We start from the raw sequence: 17,453 nt of genomic DNA, 5'->3' as shown, positions 1-17,453 counted from the left end.
ACGCTGGAAGGGTTCGCCATCTACGAGGAGCAGCACGCATGTCTACGCCAGAAGGAACCGCCAACATCGGAGTCGTCGGGATGGCGGTGATGGGCTCCAACCTCGCCCGCAACCTGGCCAGCCGTGAGGGCAACACCGTCGCCGTCTACAACCGCTCGCCCGAGCGCACCCGCAAGCTCGTGTCCGAGCATCCGGAAGCCGGTTTCGTGGCCTCCGAGTCGGTCGACGACTTCGTGGCCTCGCTCAGTAAGCCCCGCACGGCGATCATCATGGTGCAGGCCGGCGCCGGCACGGATGCGGTCATCTCCGAGCTCGCGGCCCGCTTCGAGCCGGGCGACATCATCGTCGACGGCGGTAACGCGAACTTCCACGACACCATCCGCCGCGAGAAGGACGTGTCGGCCACCGGCATCCACTTCGTCGGCACCGGCATCTCCGGCGGGGAGGAGGGCGCGCTGAACGGCCCCTCGATCATGCCCGGCGGCACCGTCGAAGCGTACAAGACCCTCGGCCCGATCCTCTCCTCGATCGCCGCCGTGGCCGAGGGCGAGCCCTGCGTGACCCACATCGGCACCGACGGCGCCGGGCACTTCGTGAAGATGGTGCACAACGGCATCGAGTACGCGGACATGCAGCTGATCGCCGAGGCCTACGACCTGCTGCGCACCGTGACCAAGCGCGAGCCGGCCGAGCTGGCCGAGGTGTTCACCGCGTGGAACTCGGGCGACCTCGAGTCGTACCTGATCGAGATCACGGCCGAGATCCTGAAGCAGGTGGATGCGGCGACCGGCAAGCCCTTCGTCGACGTCGTGCTCGACCAGGCCGGCGCGAAGGGCACCGGTTCGTGGACCGTGCAGAACGCCCTCGACCTCGGGGTGCCGGTCGGCGGCATCGCGGAGGCCGTGTTCGCCCGCTCGCTGTCGTCCAAGCCCGCCCAGCGCGCTGCGGTGCAGTCGACGATCACCTCGCGACCCGACGTCGTGGAGGTGGATGTGGACTCGTTCGCCGACGACATCCGCGCCGCCCTCTACGCCTCGAAGGTGGTCGCCTACGCCCAGGGCTTCGACGAGATCATCGCCGGCGCCGAGCAGTACGGCTGGGAGATCGACAAGGGTGCGGTGGCGAAGATCTGGCGGGCCGGATGCATCATCCGTGCGCAGTTCCTGAACCGCATCGTCGAGGCGTACGAGAACAACCCCTCGCTCGCCACGCTTTTGGAAGACCCGTACTTCGCCAAGGCCGTCGCCGACGGCGAGGCCGCCTGGCGCCGCGTGGTGTCGACCGCCGCTCTCTCCGGCGTGCCAGTTCCCGGCTTCGGTGCGGCGCTGTCGTACTACGACTCGCTCGCCTCGGTGCGGCTGCCGGCTGCGCTCGTGCAGGGTCAGCGCGACTTCTTCGGGGCGCACACGTACAAGCGGGTGGATCGCGAGGGGACGTTCCACACGCTGTGGTCGGGCGACCGGAGCGAGATCGAGAGCGAACCCTCTACGCACTGACTTGTTGCCGGTCGCGCCGGGCTTCGCTGTTAGCTGCTGAGGCGGCCGGGCGTCGCTCGGCCGCCTCAGGCGGCGCCGGTCCTTGCCCGGCGCCGCGCGACATGTGAGCGCGCGGTCGACGGGCGCGGGCTTCGCTCGCTCCCGTCGGCCACACGCTCACCTTGGGTCGTCGAGTACGGCCTGAGACTTCGGGTCTTGCTCGGTGGTTGTTAGCGCATGCTGTTCGTCAGCGGGCCCCAGAAGAAGGCGAAGTCGTCGGTGGGGGCTCCTAGTTCGTGCTGGGTGAAGACTGCGGCGGTGAGGTCGCGGGCGGGGTCGACGTAGGCGCTCGTGCCGGTGCCTCCGGCCCAGCCCCAGCGGCCCGGGGAACGCCAGGGTTCGGAGGCGAGGGCTACCGCTCGGAAGGCTTCGCCCTCGGGGCTCGCGCCTCTCGGCGGGAGGAGGTCTACGCCGGTCTGCCAGCCCCAGCCGTAGCCGGGGCCGCCCAGGTCGTCGAGGCCCAGGCGCTGGGCGTCGCTGAGGTGGTCGCCGGTCATGCTGAGTCGCTGTTCGAAGGTGAGCAGGTCGTCGTCGGCGACCGCGGTGAGGAAGCGCAGGAAGTCGGGCAGCGAACAGACGAGGCCGCCTCGGAGGGATTCCAACCGGGGCGGATGCTCGAAGGCCGTGACGACGTCGAGCGCGATCTCGAGGCCCGCCTCCCCGTCGGCGGAGTCGGCGCCCTCGCGCAGGCGGTAAGGGGTGGGCAGGGGCTCCTTGGCGGCGAAACCCATCGTCTCCAGGCCGAGGGGCCGGGCGATCCGCGCCTCGACGAGGTCGCCGAGGGTTCCGCCGGTGGCTCGGGCGAGGAGGATCGACAGCACGTCGGCGGCCGTGTCGTAGGCGAAACGGCCGCCGGGCTGACGGGCGAGCGGCAGCGCGCCGAGGCACTGCGCGAACTCGTCGGCGGTGACCTGCGCGGGCACCACCCCGGTGGCGACGCCGTGCTCGGTCATGGCTCGGGTGAGCGGCGTCTCCGGGAACGGGAAGGCGAAGCCGGCGGTCATCGTGAGCAGGTCGCGGACGGTGACGGAGCGATCGGCGGCGACCGTCTCGGTGAGCGGCGCATCCGGAGCTACCAGCACCCTCGGGTCGGCGAACTCGGGGAGCCAGCGCTCGATGGGGTCATCGAGCGCGAACGCGCCCTCGTGGAGCAGAAGGGTGGACAGCGCGCCGGCGACGAGCTTGCCGAGCGAGGCGACGCGGAACGGGGTGTCGGCGCGCATCGGCGGCGCATCCGGGTCGAAGGCGTAGCGGCCGGTCGCGAAGAACTCGGTACGGCCTCGATGCCGGATGCCGGCCACCACGCCCGGCGCGTAGCCGCTGGCCACCGTCTGCTCGAGCGAACGCCAGACCTCGTCGAATTCCGTCATGCGAACACTGTGCGCCCTCGGCCACCTCAGCACCACCCCCGCGCGCCACACCAACCCGAGCGCGCCGCCACCCATGCGCGCCGACGCCGCCCGCCCGCCCGCCCGCGCCGCCACCCACCCGCGCCGACGCCATCCGCCCGCTCGCGCCGCCACCCACCCGCGCTGACGCCACCCGCCCGCCCGCGCCGACGCCACCCGCCCGTCCGCCCGCGCTGACGCCACCCGCCCGCCTGCGCCGACGCCACCCGCCCGCCCGCGCCGCCACCCACCCGCTCACGCCGCCACCCACCCGCGCCGACGCCACCCGCCCGCTCGCGCTGACGCCACCCGGCCGCTCGGGCCACCGTCATCAACTGGGGCCGCCACGACCCTCTCGCACAGCCACCACTCACGTCCGTTCCACGTCAGGGTCTTGTCAGCGGATGCCGAAATTTCGCCGACCGACCCGATATAGGGACCCGGTCGGCAACATTTCGGCATCCGCTAACCGGATCGTCGGTGAGCGCAGGCTCAGGAGGCGGCGGACTCCGCGGATTCGGCCGACTCCTGCTTCACGCGCTGGCCGACGACGGCGGAGACGCCGTCCTGGCGCATCGAGACGCCGTAGAGGGCGTCGGCGATCTCCATGGTGCGCTTCTGGTGGGTGATGACGATCAGCTGCGAGGTCTGGCGGAGGTCTTCGAAGATGGTCAGCAGGCGGCCGAGGTTGGCGTCGTCGAGCGCCGCCTCCACCTCGTCCATGATGTAGAACGGGCTGGGGCGGGCCTTGAAGATTGCGATCAGCAGAGCCACGGCCGCGAGCGAGCGCTCACCTCCGGAGAGCAGCGAGAGGCGCTCGATCTTCTTGCCGGCCGGCTTGACCGAGACCTCGATGCCGGTGGTGAGCAGGTTCTCGGGATCGGTGAGCCGGATGGAGCCGGTACCCCCCGGGAAGAGCACCGGGAACACCTGCGCGAACGCCTCCTCGGTGTCGGCGAACGCGCTCTCGAAGATGACCTGCATCCGCTCGTCGATCTCCTCGATGATCGTGAGCAGATCTTTGCGGGTGTTGGTGAGGTCGGTGAGCTGCTCGGTGAGGAAGGTGTGCCGCTGCTCGAGCGCGTCGAACTCCTCCAGGGCGAGCGGGTTCACCCGGCCGAGTTCGCCCAGCTTGCGCTCGGCGCGCGCCAGGCGCTGCTGCTGCTCGGCGCGCACGAAGGGGCGCCCGGTGGGGACGGATGCGGAGGCGGAGGCGGCCGGGTCGGCGAGGTCGTCGAGATCGTCGAGATCGTCGAGATCATTTGTTTCGTCGCTCTCGTCCGCCGCCTCTGCTTCCGCGGCCTCGGCGAGCTGTGCGGCGGCGGCCTCGATCGCCTCGGCGCTGGTGTCGATCAGCACGACCTCGCTGTCGTCGGGGATCAGCTGGTCGGGCCCGTACTCGGCCACCAGCACCTCCTCGATCAGCCCGAGCTCCGACGCCGCGCGCTCGAGCAGCCCCGAGAGGTGCAGCTTCTTCTCGTAGATCTGCAGTTCGAGCCCGTGCACGTTCTCGGTGATCGCCTGCAGCCGTTCGCGCAGCGCCGACTCGTCCCGCCGCAGGGCGACGAGTTCCTCGTTCTGCTCCGCGCGCTCGGCCTCACGCTGAGCCAGTTCCAGCCGCGCCTCGCCGACGGAGCGGTCGATCGACGCCAGAACCGGTGGCAGGGCCTCCGCGACCTCGGTGGCCGAGCGGATCTGCCGGCGACGGATGACGGCGCGCCGGGCAGCCGCCTCCGCGGCGGCCCGATCGGCCTCGAGCTGCCGCTCCAGAGCCGCGGTGCGCGCCTGCTCGGCCCGCACCCGCTCGCGAGCGGTCTCGACCCCGAGCCGTGCCTCGACCTCGCGGTCGCGCGCCGCCTCGAGCTCGCCGAGCAGGGCATCCCGCGAGCTCACGTCGAGGATCGGCCGCGGCCGCTCCCGCACGACGTCGAGCTCGCCCCTCGCCTTCTCGGCCGCCTGTTCGGCCTGCACCACGGCATCCTGAGCCAGCTTCAAGCCCGTGCCCAGGCGATCGAGCTCCCCGGCACTGGCGTCGACCTGCGCCCGCAGACGGCTCAGCAGCTCGGTGCGGGCCGCGAGCTTGGCGTCGTACTCGCGCAGGGCGGAGAGGGCGGCCTGCGACTGCTCCTTGGCCACCTGCACGATCCCGCGCTGCTCGGCGAGTGCGAAGCGGGCGCGCTCGATCACCGAATCGAGCTCGTCGAGCGAGACCGCGGCCGAGTCGCGTTCGGCGACGAGCTCGATCCGCGAGCGGGTCGCGCCCGACCCGCCGCGCAACACGTAGCGCGTGAGCACCTCGCCCTGCCGCGTGACGACGGTGAGCGCGGAGGCCGCCGCCCGCGAATCGCCTTCGCCCGACTCCACCGCCACCCAGGCCCGCCGGGCGGAGCCGAGGTCGTCGGCGATGGCGACCGAGCCGAGGATGCCGAGCACACCGTCGGGGGCCTCGACCACCGAGACCGCCGGCACCAGGCCGTCGATGCCGGCCACCAGGGTCTCCGCCAGGGATCGCGCCGACCATGCGGTGTTCGCACGCGGACCGCCGGAGTCGCCGTCGGGCGAGCCCGCATCCGCACCGGCATCCGCGTCGGCGATCACCAGCTCCACACGCCCCATGTCCCCCGCCGACGCCGCTTCCGCCGCCTCGATCGCCGCGTCGGCGTCGTCGGCCAGCACCGCATCCGCGAGCGTACCGAGCGCGGCCGCCACGGCCGCCTCGAACCCCGGCTTCACCTTCACGTGCTCGGCGACGAGGCCCCGGATGCCCGCCAGGCGAGCCGCCACGAGGTCGGCCGATCCGTCTTTCTGGTCCAGGGCCATGGTGAGCGCGCTCGTGCGGGCCGCGAGGCCGTCGCGTTCCCGCTCGTGCGTGTGCAGTTCTTCGCGCAGTCGCTCGATCTCGGCCTCGGCCTCGAACACCTGGGATTGGGCGAACTCGTAGCCCTCGTCGAGGTCGGTCTGATCGACCACCACGTCGCCGGCCTCGGCCTCGGCCCGCGCGAAGTCGGCCTGGGCGCTCTCGCGGCGGCCCGTCGCGGCGTCGAGAGCGTTCTGCTGCCGCAGCACCTCGCCCCGCACCGCGGCCAGCCGGGCGTTCGCCGACTCGAGCTGGCCGGTGAGCTTGGACAGTTCGAGGTCGTGCTTGGAGACGAGGGAGCTCTGGTAGGCGATCTGCTCGTCGAGCGCGTCGAGCGATCCGCGCGCCTTGACGGTCACCACCTGCGCCGCCTCCCACGCACCCTGCGCCGCTCCGACCTGGCCGGCCAGGCGCTCCGCCTCGACCCGGGACTCGTCCACCATCGCGGGGCTCACGCTCGGCGCCGCATCCGGGATCCCCTCCTCGCCGCCCAGCAGGGCGAGCCGCTGGTTGGCGAGGTTGAACAGGTTGCGCAGGCGCTCCTGCACCGATTCGAGGCCGAAGCTGGTGCGGCGGGCGAGATCGACGGCGTCGCCGACCTGCGCCTGTTCCAGCCGGGCGATGCGCAGCCGGTTCTGCTCGAGGCGTTCCTGCAGCACGAGCCGTTCGGTGTGCCGCTCGCTCTCGCTGCGGGAGTGCTGGTCGAGCGCGGTGCGCAGGCCCACGATCTCGTCCGCCAGCAGGCGCGCCTTGGCGTCGCGCACCACGGCGGCGATCGACTGGGCCTCCTTGGCGACCTCGGCCTGACGCCCCAAGGGCTTGAGCTGACGCCGGATCTCCCCGGCCAGATCGCTCAGCCGGGTGAGGTTGGCCTGCATGGCCTCGAGCTTGCGCTGCGTCTTCTCTTTGCGGCGACGGTGCTTCAGGATGCCCGCCGCCTCTTCGATGAAGCCGCGACGGCCCTCGGGGGTGGCGTGCAGCACCGCATCCAGCTGCCCCTGGCCCACGATGACGTGCATCTCGCGGCCGAGACCGGAGTCGGAGAGCAGTTCCTGCACGTCGAGCAGCCGGCAGCTCTCGCCGTTGATGGCGTACTCGCTGCCGCCGTTCCGGAACAGCGTGCGGCTGATCGTCACCTCGGAGTACTCGATCGGCAGCGCGCCATCCGCGTTGTCGATGGTGAGCGTGACCTCGGCCCGGCCGAGCGGCCCCTTGGTGGAGGTGCCGGCGAAGATGACGTCTTCCATCTTGCCGCCGCGCAACGTCTTGGCTCCCTGCTCCCCCATCACCCAGGCGAGGGCGTCGACCACGTTCGACTTGCCCGATCCGTTCGGGCCGACGACGCAGGTGACGCCGGTCTCGAAGGCGAAGGTGGTGGGATTGGCGAAGGACTTGAATCCCTTGAGGGTCAAGCTCTTCAGATACACAGGGGTGACCTCTCGTGTCGGTGTGCCCCTACGGTACCCAATCCGGCGTGATCAGGCGGATCAGCGCGCGCTGAGCACGCAGAACTCGTTCCCCTCCGGGTCGGCGAGCACCACCCAGGTCACCTCGTCCTGCCCGATGTCGGCCCGCGTGGCCCCGAGGGCGAGCAGGCGCTCGACCTCGGCATCCTGATCGTCGGGCACGAAGTCGAAGTGCAGGCGGTTCTTGACCGTCTTCGACTCGGGCACGCGCAGGAACAGGAGGGTGGGGTGCGCGCCGTCTGCGGGGCCCACCTCGATCTCCGGATCGTCCTCCTCGTCGCCCTGATAGACGATCGGCCAGTCCAGGGCATCGCTCCACCACCTCGCGAGGCGGGCAGGATCCTGAGAATCGACGACGACTTGCTCCCAGCGCAGTGACATGCGACGACCCTATGCCCGGGCGGCCTACGCTGGAAGGGCACGAATGGCCGACAGAGCCCGACAGGCCGAACGAGCACGAAAGGACCTCCGGATGCCGCTTCAGGCCCTCGTCTCCCCCGGCGCCGAGCTGAGCCGCGCCGAGCTGCTGCGCTACGCCCGGCAGATCGCGCTGCCGCACGTGGGAGTGGAGGGGCAGCGGCGCCTCACGAACTCACGCGTGCTCGTCCTGGGCGCGGGAGGCCTCGGGTCGCCGGTGCTGCAGTACCTCGCCGCCGCCGGGGTGGGCACCATCGGCATCGCCGACCACGACACGGTCGAGGTGTCGAACCTGCAGCGGCAGACCATCCATCCGGATGCCGCCGTCGGGCAGCGCAAGACGGCCTCCGCGGCCGCGGCGATCCGGGCGATGAACCCGCTGGTCGAGGTCGTCGAGCACGACGCGGAGGTCACGCCTTCGAACGTTCTGGAGCTCGTCTCCGAGTACGACGTGGTGGTCGACGGCACCGACAACTTCGAGGTGCAGTACGTGGTCGACGCCGCCTGCGCGCTGGTGGGCAAGCCGCTCGTGTGGGGATCGGTGCTGCGCTTCGACGGCCAGGTGACGGTGTTCTGGGCCACGGCGCCGTCGGGGCTGGACCGCACGCTCGACGATCTCTACCCCGAGCAGCCGGGCGCGGATCCTGGCGAGTCCTGCGCGGTCGCGGGCGTCCTGGGCCCCGTCTGCGCGGCCGTCGGTGCGGTCATGGCCACCGAGACGCTCAAACTGCTCGGCGGCTACGGGGAACCCCTGCTCGGCCGTCTGCTCGTGCACGACGCGCTCGACGCCAGCTGGCGGGAGGTCGCGTTCGGGCCCGCCCCGAAGCGCGGGCAGCCAGGCGCCTCCCGCTCCCGGTCCGGCGCCGCCAACATCGGCGAGCCGTACAGCATCACCCGACAGGGGTCGGACTCCACCGGCCCCGCCACCAGACTCTTCGAAAGGCCTGTCGTGACCGACGCATCCTCTTCCCAGCCCGCCGCCCAGCCGGAATCGATCTCCGTGTCGGAACTGGCCGAGCTGCTGGCGGCCCGCTCGCGCGACGAAGCGGATTTCGTGCTCGTCGACGTGCGGGAGCCGTACGAGTACGAGATCGTGTCGATCGAGGGCTCGGAACTCGTGCCGCTGGGTCGCATCCTGAGCGATGCCGCCCGCGAGATCCTTCCGCCGCAGGAGAAGATCGTGCTCTACTGCCACCACGAACCGCGGTCGGCGCACGCCGCCGCCCAGCTGCGGGCCAACGGCTGGGACGACGTGCAGTTCGTGCGCGGCGGCGTCGACGCCTGGGCCGCCGAGATCGAGACCGACCTGCCGCGCTACTGAGCCGGTCCGCCCCCACTCGGCGCGACTTGGCGCAAGTCGCCGCTTTTCGGCGCCACTTGGCACAACTTGTGGCAAGTCGACGCGCCTCGGCACGGCGTCTGGCGTGACTGGGCACCGCGCGGGGCAGGGCGGTTTGGCGCGGCGGAGGTGTGTGGGGCTCGGCGGTGCCGCGGGGAGGGTGCGCGGCTGGGACGGGTCAGCCGCCGGCGAAGGGTGGGAGGACGTCGAGGGTGTCGCCTTCGGCGAGCACGGCTCGAAGGTCGGTCGTCGCCTCGGCGTTGAGCAGGAACGAGCAGCGCTCGAGCACGGTCGACACGGCCGACGGATCGGGCGTCTCCGACGCCAGGGTGCGCAGGAGTTCGCCGATCCGGATGCCGGCGGCCTCGCGGGTCTCGCCACCCCGACCGAGCGCGGCTTTCGCGGCCGCGAAATAGCGCAGTGTCACTGCCATGCCGGTCTCAGCCCCCGATCGCACTCATCGGGCGGTCGGGCTGCTCGAAACCCGCTTCGTTCATGAGGTGACCGGCGGGCTTGGCCCACATCGCTCCCCGCCAGAGATCGGCCACGTCGGCGTCGCCGGCGCCCGCGCGCATCGGACCGAGCAGATCGGTCTCGGCGTGCGAGAACAGGCAGCTGCGCACGGCGCCCTCGGCCGTGAGGCGGGTGCGCCGGCAGTCGCTGCAGAAGGGCTCGCTGACCGAGGCGATGATGCCGACGAGACCCAGCACCGGGCCGCTCGCCTCACCCGGCACGCCTGCCGGGTCTCCGGTGCCCGTGATGGCCGCGGCGCCCGCGGCACCCGGGCGCTCGCGCACCTGGTAGAGCTCGGCCGGGGCACCGTCGCGCGGAGCGTCGTCCGGCGTCAGGAGGTAGCGCTCGGCTAGCAGGGCCCGGATGCCGTCGGCCGTGATCATGGTGGCGCGATCCCAGCTGTGGTCGGCGTCCAGCGCCATCTGCTCGATGAAGCGCAGCTCGTGACCGCCCGCCAGTGCCCATTCGAGCAGCTCGACCGCCTGGTGGTCGTTGATGCCGGGCATCAACACCGCGTTGATCTTCGTGTGCACCAGACCGGCGGCGCCGACCGCGTCGATCCCAGCCAGAACGCGGTCGAGGAAAGGGCGCCGGGTGATGGCCGCGAACGTCTCGGGGTGGATCGAGTCGAGCGAGACGTTGATGCGGTCGAGCCCTGCCTCGGCGAGCGCCTGCGCTCGGCTGGAGAGCCCGATCGCGTTGGTGGTGAGCGAGATCTCCGGGCGGGGATCGAGCTGCGCGACCGACCGGACGATCTCCACCAGGTCTTTGCGCAGCAACGGCTCTCCGCCGGTGAACCGCACCTGCCGGACGCCGAATTCGGTGACCGCGATCCGGGCCAGCCGGGTGATCTCCTCCTTCGACATCAGAGCGGGCGGGGGCAGGAAGGGCAGTCCCTCGGCCGGCATGCAGTAGGTGCAGCGCAGGTTGCAGCGATCAGTGAGCGAGATGCGCAGGTCGGTCGCCTGGCGGGCGAAGCGGTCGATCAGCCCGGAGACCTGCGGGCGTTCGCCCGGCAGAGACACGACGGGGCGACGGCCGCCCGCACCGGATGCGGCACCGCGGTCGGAACCGGGGCGCGGCCGGGGCATGCCGAGGACGACGCTCATGCCGAAAGCCTACGCGCTCGCCCTGGCAGTCCGGTCGGCGGGCCGGCAGTCGACGCGACAGTCCGATCGGGAGCGTGGACGCTCGGCCGGCGGCGCGGAAGCCCGGGTCTACGAGCGGATGCGGCAGACTGGAGCGATGCGAACGATCGAGGATCACCGCCACGCCGTGCTCGCTCTCCTCGCCCCGGTCGCTCGAGCGCTCGGGAGCGAGACGCTCCCCGTGTCGGCCGATCACGTCACCGCGGATCCGGCCCGGTACGCCCACCGCGTGCTCGCCGTCGACCTGATCGCGCCGAGCAGCCTCCCCTCCTTCGACAACTCGCAGATGGACGGGTACGCCGTGCGCGCCGCCGATCTCGCAGAAGCCGCCCCCGGTCAGCCGGTGAGGCTCCCCGTGGCCGAGCGGGTCGCCGCGGGCGATCCCTTCCGGGAACACCGCCCCGGCACGGCCACCCCGGTGATGACCGGCGCGCCGATCCCGGCGGGCGCGGATGCCGTGGTGCAGATCGAACGCGCCGATCCGCCGGTCTTCCCCGCCGACACCCTCCGCGACGCCACCGTGATGTTCTCCGCTCCGGTGACCGTGGGGACGTTCGTGCGCGCCGCCGGCAGCGATGTGGCGCGCGGCGACGTGCTGCTCGCCGCCGGCACCCCGCTCGGCGCGGCCCACTACGGCGTGATCGCCGGCACCGGGCTCACCGAGGTGCCGGTGCGCCGGCGACCACGCGTGCTGCTCGTGTCGACCGGGCACGAGATCCGGGACGCCGGGACCGCGCTCGAGCCCGGCCAGATCTTCGACTCCAACTCGATCGCACTCACGGTGGCGCTGCAGCAGGCCGGGTGCACCGTGACCGCCCGCCCGTGCCGCTCCGACGACGCCGACGACCTCCTCGCGCTGCTCGAGGGCGCGGCAGCCGACGCGGATCTCGTCGTGACCGTGGGCGGCGTCAGCGCCGGGGCCCGGGAGGTCGTGCGCGACGCTCTCGGGCCGCTCGGGGTGGAGTTCGTGAAGGTCGCGATGCAGCCCGGCGGACCCCAGGGACTGGGCCGGATCGCGATCGGGACGGGCGAGCATCCGCTGGCCGTCGTCTGCCTTCCCGGCAACCCCGTGAGCGCCCTGGTGTCGTTCGAGGCGTTCGTGGGACCTGCGCTGCGCGGCATTCTGCGCGCAGGCCCCGACTCGGCTGCCGACCCGGCCCTGCCCGAACGGCGCCGGGCACCTGTGGCGCACGGCTTCGACTCGCCGCCGGCTCACCATCAGCTGCGCCGGGGCATCTTGCGCCCGGACGGCGCCCTCGAACTCGTCGGCGGGCCTTCGAGCCACCTGCTGCACTCCTACGCCGCCTCCACCGTGCTCGTGCACGTGCCGGTCGGCGTCACCGACGTCGCCGCGGGCGACGAACTCGACTTCTGGAGGATCGATGGCTGAGGGAACCGCGCTCACCCACGTCACACCCGGCGGCGCCGCGCACATGGTGGACGTCTCGGACAAGGCCGTGACCAAACGGATCGCGTCGGCCCAGGCTGTGCTGCACACCCGGGCCGACGTGCTGGCCCTGCTCGTGGCGGGCGAGCTGCCGAAGGGCGAAGCCCTCGCCGTGGCCCGGGTGGCGGGCATCATGGCCGCCAAGCAGACGTCGACCCTCATCCCGCTCTGCCATCCGCTCCCGATCACCGGCGTGACCGTCGACTTCGAGACCGCGGACGACAGCGTGCGGGTGATCGCCACGGTGTCGACCACCGGGGTCACCGGGGTCGAGATGGAGGCGCTGACAGCGGCATCCGTCGCCGCGCTGACGGTGTACGACATGATCAAGGCGGTGGACCGTGCCGCGCGCGTGACCGACATCGAGGTGCTGAGCAAGAGCGGCGGCGCCAGCGGCGAGTGGAGCCGCTCGTGACGGGCCCGGCCGTTCGCACGGCGCGCGTGGTGGTGGCCTCCAACCGCGCCTCCGCCGGGGTGTACGACGACACCACCGGGCCACTGATCCGCGACTGGCTCCAAGACCGGGGGTGGTCGGTCGAGGTCGAGGTCGTTCCGGATGGCGAGCCCGTGGGCGAGGCGCTGCGCCGTGCCGTCGCCGACCGCGCACAGCTGGCGGTGACCACCGGCGGCACCGGGGTCTCGCCGACGGATCGCACTCCCGAGCACACCCGCGCCGTGCTCGACTTCGAGATCCCGGGCGTCGCGGAGGAGATCCGCCGAGCGGGCACCGCTCACACACCGACGGCCCTGCTCTCCCGGGGGCTCGCCGGAGTGGCCGGCGGCACCCTCGTGGTGAACCTCCCGGGCTCGACGGGCGGCGTGCGCGACGGACTCGCCGTGCTCGGCTCGGTGCTTGACCATCTGGTCGATCAGATCCATGGAGGAGACCATGCCAGGACCGACTGACATCGGGTCGTCGAGCGCTCCGGCGAGCCCGTCCGACGACAAGGGGCGCGTGCGTTTCGCCCGCGTCGCGGCGGCATCGATCACCGTTGCGGAGTGCTCCGCGGCCGTCGCCGGAGCGGCCGACGGCGCGGTCGTGACCTTCGAGGGCGTGGTGCGCGACCACGACGACGGCAAAGGCGTGACCGGGTTGTCGTACACCGCGCACCCGACGGCGGCCGACCGCATCCGCGCGGCCGCCGAGAGCATTGCTGCGGCCTACCCGGCCGTCACCGTCGCGGTCGCCCACCGGATCGGCGACCTGGGCATCGGCGACGTGGCCCTGGCCTGCGCGGTGGCCTCGGCCCATCGCGCGGAGGCGTTCGCGGCGTGCGCCGCCCTCGTCGACGAGGTGAAGGCGACGGTGCCGATCTGGAAGGAGCAGGCCTTCGTGGACGGCACGAGCGAGTGGGTCGCCTCGATCGGCTGACGTCCCGGCGGCGACGAGTTCTCCACAGGCCGGCCCTCGGGGCGATTTGTCCCCAGAAGGGGTCTGCGTTACACCGCAGACACATTGCTACGGTCTACTGAGTCGTGCACCTGCTCACGAACGGAGTCACCGTGGATCTGAACACCATCACCGGGATCGTCCCGGCCCGCCATCGAGACGATCTGAGCGCGCTGAACGAGCAGGTCGCGCCGCTCGCCGGGGGTTCGTGGCTGTTCTCCGAGCCGCAAGACCACCTCACCTCGCTCGTCGATCTCATGGCGTTCGGCTGGCCGTCCCTCACCGTCACCGACGACGGGCTCGAGGTCGCGTCGACCTGCACGCTCGCCGAGCTGGCCGCGATGCCGGATGAACACGGCTGGCCGGTGCATCCGTTGTTCTACCAGTGCTGCACCGCCCTGCTCGGCTCGTTCAAGGTGTGGAACGTGGCCACGGTCGGCGGCAACATCTGCGCGGCCCTGCCGGCCGGGCCGATGACCTCGCTGTTCTCCTCGCTCGACGCCGAAGCGCTGATCTGGCGGGCGGGCGGGATCGACGAGCGCATGCCGGTGGCGGAACTCGTGACCGGGAACGGCACCACCGTCCTGCGACCGGGCGACGTGCTGCGGTCGCTGCACGTGCCGCTGTCGTCGCTGCAGGCCCGCACGGCGTACCGCAAGATCGCACTCTCGCCGCTCGGCCGGTCGGGCACGGTCGTGGTCGGGCGGCTCGATCCCGACGAATCGTTCACGCTGACGGTCTCCGGCGCCACGCTGCATCCGGAGCAGCTTCGATACGCGTCGCTTCCGTCGGCCGAAGCCCTCGAGCGCGATGTCGCCGTCATCCCGAGTTGGTTCACCGATCCGCACGGGGCGGCGGACTGGCGGAGAGCCGTGTCAGGGCTGCTCGCGGTCGAGATCCGCGACGAATTGGCCTCCCCCGCCTCCGCCGGCGACTCGGCGATCAACCCGGAGGTGCGGTCGTGAAGTTCATCATGAACGGCGAACAGCTCGAGGCCGAACCGGCTCCGGGGCAGTGCCTGCGTACCTTCATCCGCAACCAGGGGCACTTCGAGGTCAAGAAGGGCTGTGACGCCGGTGACTGCGGCGCCTGCTCGGTGATCGTCGACGGCACGCCCGTGCACTCCTGCATCTACCCGGCGTACCGCGCCGAAGACGCGATCATCACCACCGCGGCCGGGCTCGGCGAGCCGGGAGACCTCAGCGCGGTGCAGCAGAGCTTCGTCGACAACGCCGGGTTCCAGTGCGGCTTCTGCACGGCCGGCATGGTCGTGACGGCCACCACGTTGAAGCCCGAGCAGCTCGACGACCTTCCCCGCCTGATGAAGGGCAATCTCTGCCGCTGCACCGGGTACCGGGCCATCCGGGCATCGATCCGGCAGGGCGTGTGCGCCTCCGCCGGCATCGCCGGCAGCACTGGCAGTACCGACGGCGACGGCCGAGCCGCGCCCGCCTGTGCCGGCATCTGCGGCGCCGCCGCGCACGGCCAGGCCGACGAGACGACGTCGGCGACCGCCGAGGCGGCCACGCCATCGGCCCCCGTCTCCACGGCGGTGCGCAGCGTCGGGCGGTCGGTGGGAGCACCGGCCGGTCCGCGGATCGTGAGCGGCCGCGAGGCGTACACGTTCGACGTGGAGGTGCCGGGGGTCACGCACCTGAAACTGCTGCAGAGCCCGCACGCCCACGCGCGTATCCTCTCGATGGACACCCGAGCGGCCGAGCAGCTGCCCGGCGTGCTCGCCGTGCTCACCGCGGCCGATTCGCCCGACACCCTCTATTCCACGGCGCGCCACCAGTTCCGCACCGACGATCCCGACGACACCCGCCTCTTCGACACGGTCGTGCGCTATCGAGGCCAGCGGATCGCCGCGGTGGTGGCCGAGACCATCGCGATCGCCGAGGCGGCCTGCCGGTTGATCGACGTGGAGTACGAGATCCTGCCGGCCGTGTTCGATCCCGAGGCGGCCCGGCAGCCCGGCGCCCCGTTGCTGCACGCCGACAAGTCGCCTGCCGAGTCGCGGATCGCCGAGCCCGAGCGCAACGTCATCGCCTCCGTGCACAGCGAGATCGGTTCGGTGCAGGCCGGGTTCGACGAGGCCGCCGCCCGGGTCTCCGGCACCTGGCAGACGCACCGGGTGTCGCATGCCGCCCTGGAGACCCACGGCAGCATCGGCTGGATCGACGACGACGACCGGCTCGTGCTGCGCACCAGCACGCAGGTGCCGTTCCTCGTGCGCGACGAGATCAGTCACATCTTCGGTCTGGACCCCGAGAACGTCCGCGTGTTCACCGCCCGGGTCGGGGGAGGGTTCGGCGGCAAGCAGGAGATCCTCACCGAAGACGTGGTGGCGCTCGGTGTGCTGCGCACCGGGCGGCCCGTGCAGTTCGAATTCACCCGAGTGGACGATTTCACCATCGCGCCCTGCCGCCACCCCATGAGGGTGTCGGTCGACGTCGCCGCCCGGGCCGATGGCACGCTCACCTCGCTCGCGGTCGACGTGCTGAGCGACACCGGCGCCTACGGCAACCACGGGCCGGGCGTGATGTTCCACAGCGTCGGCGAGACCGTCAGCCTCTACTCCGCGCCCAACAAGAAGGTGGATGCCGAGGTCGTCTACACGAACAACATCCCCTCGGGCGCCTTCCGCGGCTACGGTCTCGGGCAGGTGGTGTTCGCGGTCGAGGCGGCGATGGACCAGCTCGCCATCGAGCTCGGGATCGACCCCTTCGAGCTGCGACGGATCAACGTCGTGCGCCCGGGCGAACCGCTCGTGGCCGCGCACGTCGAGGGCGATGACCTGATCTTCGGCAGCTACGGGCTCGACCAGTGCCTCGACCTCACGCAAGACGCGCTGCGACGCGGCAACGGGGTCTCCGTCCCCGACGAACCGGTGTGGTCGACGGGAATCGGGATGGCGGCCTCGATGATCGCCACGATGCCGCCACGCGGGCACTTCTCCACGGTGTCGGTCACCCTCGAGGCCGACGGCACGTACCTGGCGGGCGTCGGAACCTCGGAGTTCGGCAACGGCACCACGACGGTGCACACGCAGATCGCCTCCAGCGTGCTCGGTACCACCACCGACCGGGTGCGTATCCGCCAGTCCGACACGGATGCCGCCGAGTTCGACACGGGCGCGTTCGGCTCGGCCGGCACCACCGTGGCCGGGAAGGCGCTCTACTCCGCGTCGCTGCAGCTGAAGGCCGCCATCCTCGCGTCGGCCTCGGAGATCGCCGGTAGCCCGTCAGAAGCCGGTAGCCCGTCAGAAGGGGTCGTCGAATCAGAAGGGGTGCTCGAACCCGACGGCGTGCGTCTCGGAGAGCGCTTCGTGCCGCTCGTCGACATCGCCGCGGCGGCCGGTGGCTCCCTCAGGGCCACCGGCAGCGAAGACGGCGCGCTGCGTTCTCTCGCCTTCAACGTGCACGCCTTCCGGGTGGGCGTGAACTCGGCCACCGGCGAGGTGCGCATCCTGCAGTCGGTACACGCGGCCGATGCCGGTTTCGTGCTGAACCCCGAACAGCTCCGGGGGCAGATCGAGGGCGGGGTCGCCCAGGCCATCGGATCGGCGCTGTACGAGGAGATGATCCTCGACGAGGGGCTGGTGAAGACGCAGGTCTTCCGCAGTTACCACCTGCCGCAGATGGCCGACGTGCCGGAGTCGGAGGTGTACTTCGCCGAGACCGACGACGAGGTGGGTCCGTTCGGCGCCAAGTCGATGAGCGAGGCGCCGTACAACGCCGTCGCGGCGGCGCTGGCGAATGCGATCGTCGACGCGACCGGTGTGCGGCCCTACGAGCTGCCGATGTCGCGGGACAGGGTGTGGCGCATGCTCAATCCCTGATCGCGCGCCCGCAGCGCGAAAGGCGCGGCCTCGACGCTGGACAGAAGCACTCGGCGTGGTGACGCAGCCTAAGCCCGCGGGCGCGGCGTCGGCTCAGGCTCGCAGCTTCGGC

At 71.6% G+C, this 17,453-nt stretch carries 14 protein-coding genes; 9 read left to right on the top strand and 5 right to left on the bottom strand.

Annotation, left to right across the window (positions count from 1 at the left end):
• Nucleotides 1–38: 38 nt before the first annotated feature.
• Nucleotides 39–1,496 (top strand): NADP-dependent phosphogluconate dehydrogenase, encoded by a 1,458-nt coding sequence (gene gnd / locus ACN4JJ_RS17275; RefSeq protein WP_440711140.1) that lies wholly within the window; start codon nucleotides 39–41, stop codon nucleotides 1,494–1,496.
• Between the two features lie 209 nt (nucleotides 1,497–1,705).
• Here the strand turns inward: gnd and ACN4JJ_RS17270 are convergent, their stop codons facing one another.
• Nucleotides 1,706–2,905, bottom strand: a complete 1,200-nt coding sequence (locus ACN4JJ_RS17270; protein ID WP_440711139.1) for a serine hydrolase domain-containing protein — start codon at nucleotides 2,903–2,905, stop codon at nucleotides 1,706–1,708.
• Between ACN4JJ_RS17270 and ACN4JJ_RS17265 the strand changes: the two genes are divergently transcribed.
• Complete coding sequence (locus ACN4JJ_RS17265; protein WP_440711138.1) at nucleotides 2,904–3,071, top strand: hypothetical protein; 168 nt, start codon at nucleotides 2,904–2,906, stop codon at nucleotides 3,069–3,071. The genes ACN4JJ_RS17270 and ACN4JJ_RS17265 overlap by 2 nt on opposite strands.
• Nucleotides 3,072–3,415: 344 nt before the next feature.
• Here ACN4JJ_RS17265 and smc read toward each other — a convergent pair whose 3' ends face one another.
• Both smc and ACN4JJ_RS17255 read right to left on the bottom strand, forming a co-directional pair.
• Nucleotides 3,416–7,207 (bottom strand): chromosome segregation protein SMC, encoded by a 3,792-nt coding sequence (gene smc, locus ACN4JJ_RS17260; RefSeq protein ID WP_440711137.1) that lies wholly within the window; start codon nucleotides 7,205–7,207, stop codon nucleotides 3,416–3,418.
• Nucleotides 7,208–7,267: 60 nt separating this feature from the next.
• Entirely contained in the window at nucleotides 7,268–7,627 is a 360-nt protein-coding gene (locus tag ACN4JJ_RS17255; protein ID WP_440711136.1) for a VOC family protein, read from the bottom strand.
• Between the two features lie 91 nt (nucleotides 7,628–7,718).
• Between ACN4JJ_RS17255 and moeB the strand changes: the two genes are divergently transcribed.
• Nucleotides 7,719–8,984, top strand: a complete 1,266-nt coding sequence (gene moeB, locus ACN4JJ_RS17250; protein WP_440711135.1) for a molybdopterin-synthase adenylyltransferase MoeB — start codon at nucleotides 7,719–7,721, stop codon at nucleotides 8,982–8,984.
• A 196-nt stretch (nucleotides 8,985–9,180) separates the two neighbouring features.
• On the opposite strand, the gene ACN4JJ_RS17245 is transcribed toward moeB, so the two are convergent.
• Both ACN4JJ_RS17245 and ACN4JJ_RS17240 read right to left on the bottom strand, forming a co-directional pair.
• On the bottom strand, nucleotides 9,181–9,435 hold the full coding sequence (locus ACN4JJ_RS17245) for a MoaD/ThiS family protein (protein WP_440711134.1): 255 nt from the start codon (nucleotides 9,433–9,435) through the stop codon (nucleotides 9,181–9,183).
• Nucleotides 9,436–9,442: 7 nt separating this feature from the next.
• Complete coding sequence (locus ACN4JJ_RS17240; protein ID WP_440711133.1) at nucleotides 9,443–10,624, bottom strand: GTP 3',8-cyclase MoaA; 1,182 nt, start codon at nucleotides 10,622–10,624, stop codon at nucleotides 9,443–9,445.
• A 136-nt stretch (nucleotides 10,625–10,760) separates the two neighbouring features.
• Here ACN4JJ_RS17240 and ACN4JJ_RS17235 point away from each other — a divergent pair, with 136 nt between their 5' ends.
• The 6 genes from ACN4JJ_RS17235 to ACN4JJ_RS17210 all read left to right on the top strand — a co-directional run bounded on the left by ACN4JJ_RS17235 (nucleotide 10,761) and on the right by ACN4JJ_RS17210 (nucleotide 17,341).
• A complete protein-coding gene (locus ACN4JJ_RS17235; protein WP_440711132.1) occupies nucleotides 10,761–12,053 on the top strand; it encodes a molybdopterin molybdotransferase MoeA in 1,293 nt (430 codons plus the stop codon).
• The gene (gene moaC, locus ACN4JJ_RS17230; protein ID WP_440711131.1) at nucleotides 12,046–12,525 is read left to right on the top strand and encodes a cyclic pyranopterin monophosphate synthase MoaC; all 480 of its coding nucleotides are present in this window, start codon (nucleotides 12,046–12,048) and stop codon (nucleotides 12,523–12,525) included. The genes ACN4JJ_RS17235 and moaC overlap by 8 nt, the downstream gene beginning before the upstream one ends.
• On the top strand, nucleotides 12,522–13,016 hold the full coding sequence (locus ACN4JJ_RS17225) for a MogA/MoaB family molybdenum cofactor biosynthesis protein (protein ID WP_440711130.1): 495 nt from the start codon (nucleotides 12,522–12,524) through the stop codon (nucleotides 13,014–13,016). The genes moaC and ACN4JJ_RS17225 overlap by 4 nt, the downstream gene beginning before the upstream one ends.
• Complete coding sequence (locus tag ACN4JJ_RS17220; RefSeq protein ID WP_440711129.1) at nucleotides 13,000–13,482, top strand: molybdenum cofactor biosynthesis protein MoaE; 483 nt, start codon at nucleotides 13,000–13,002, stop codon at nucleotides 13,480–13,482. The genes ACN4JJ_RS17225 and ACN4JJ_RS17220 overlap by 17 nt, the downstream gene beginning before the upstream one ends.
• Nucleotides 13,483–13,613: 131 nt before the next feature.
• Nucleotides 13,614–14,465, top strand: coding sequence for an FAD binding domain-containing protein (locus ACN4JJ_RS17215; protein ID WP_440711128.1), 852 nt, complete (start codon nucleotides 13,614–13,616; stop codon nucleotides 14,463–14,465).
• Nucleotides 14,462–17,341 (top strand): molybdopterin-dependent oxidoreductase, encoded by a 2,880-nt coding sequence (locus ACN4JJ_RS17210; protein ID WP_440711127.1) that lies wholly within the window; start codon nucleotides 14,462–14,464, stop codon nucleotides 17,339–17,341. The genes ACN4JJ_RS17215 and ACN4JJ_RS17210 overlap by 4 nt, the downstream gene beginning before the upstream one ends.
• The last annotated feature ends 112 nt before the right edge of the window (nucleotides 17,342–17,453 follow it).

Origin of the sequence: Herbiconiux dendrobii (genome assembly GCF_052048175.1) — a bacterium.
GTDB lineage: Bacteria > Actinomycetota > Actinomycetes > Actinomycetales > Microbacteriaceae > Herbiconiux.
Note: the sequence above shows the minus strand (reverse complement) of the source record. Positions and strands in the feature narration are given on the sequence as shown.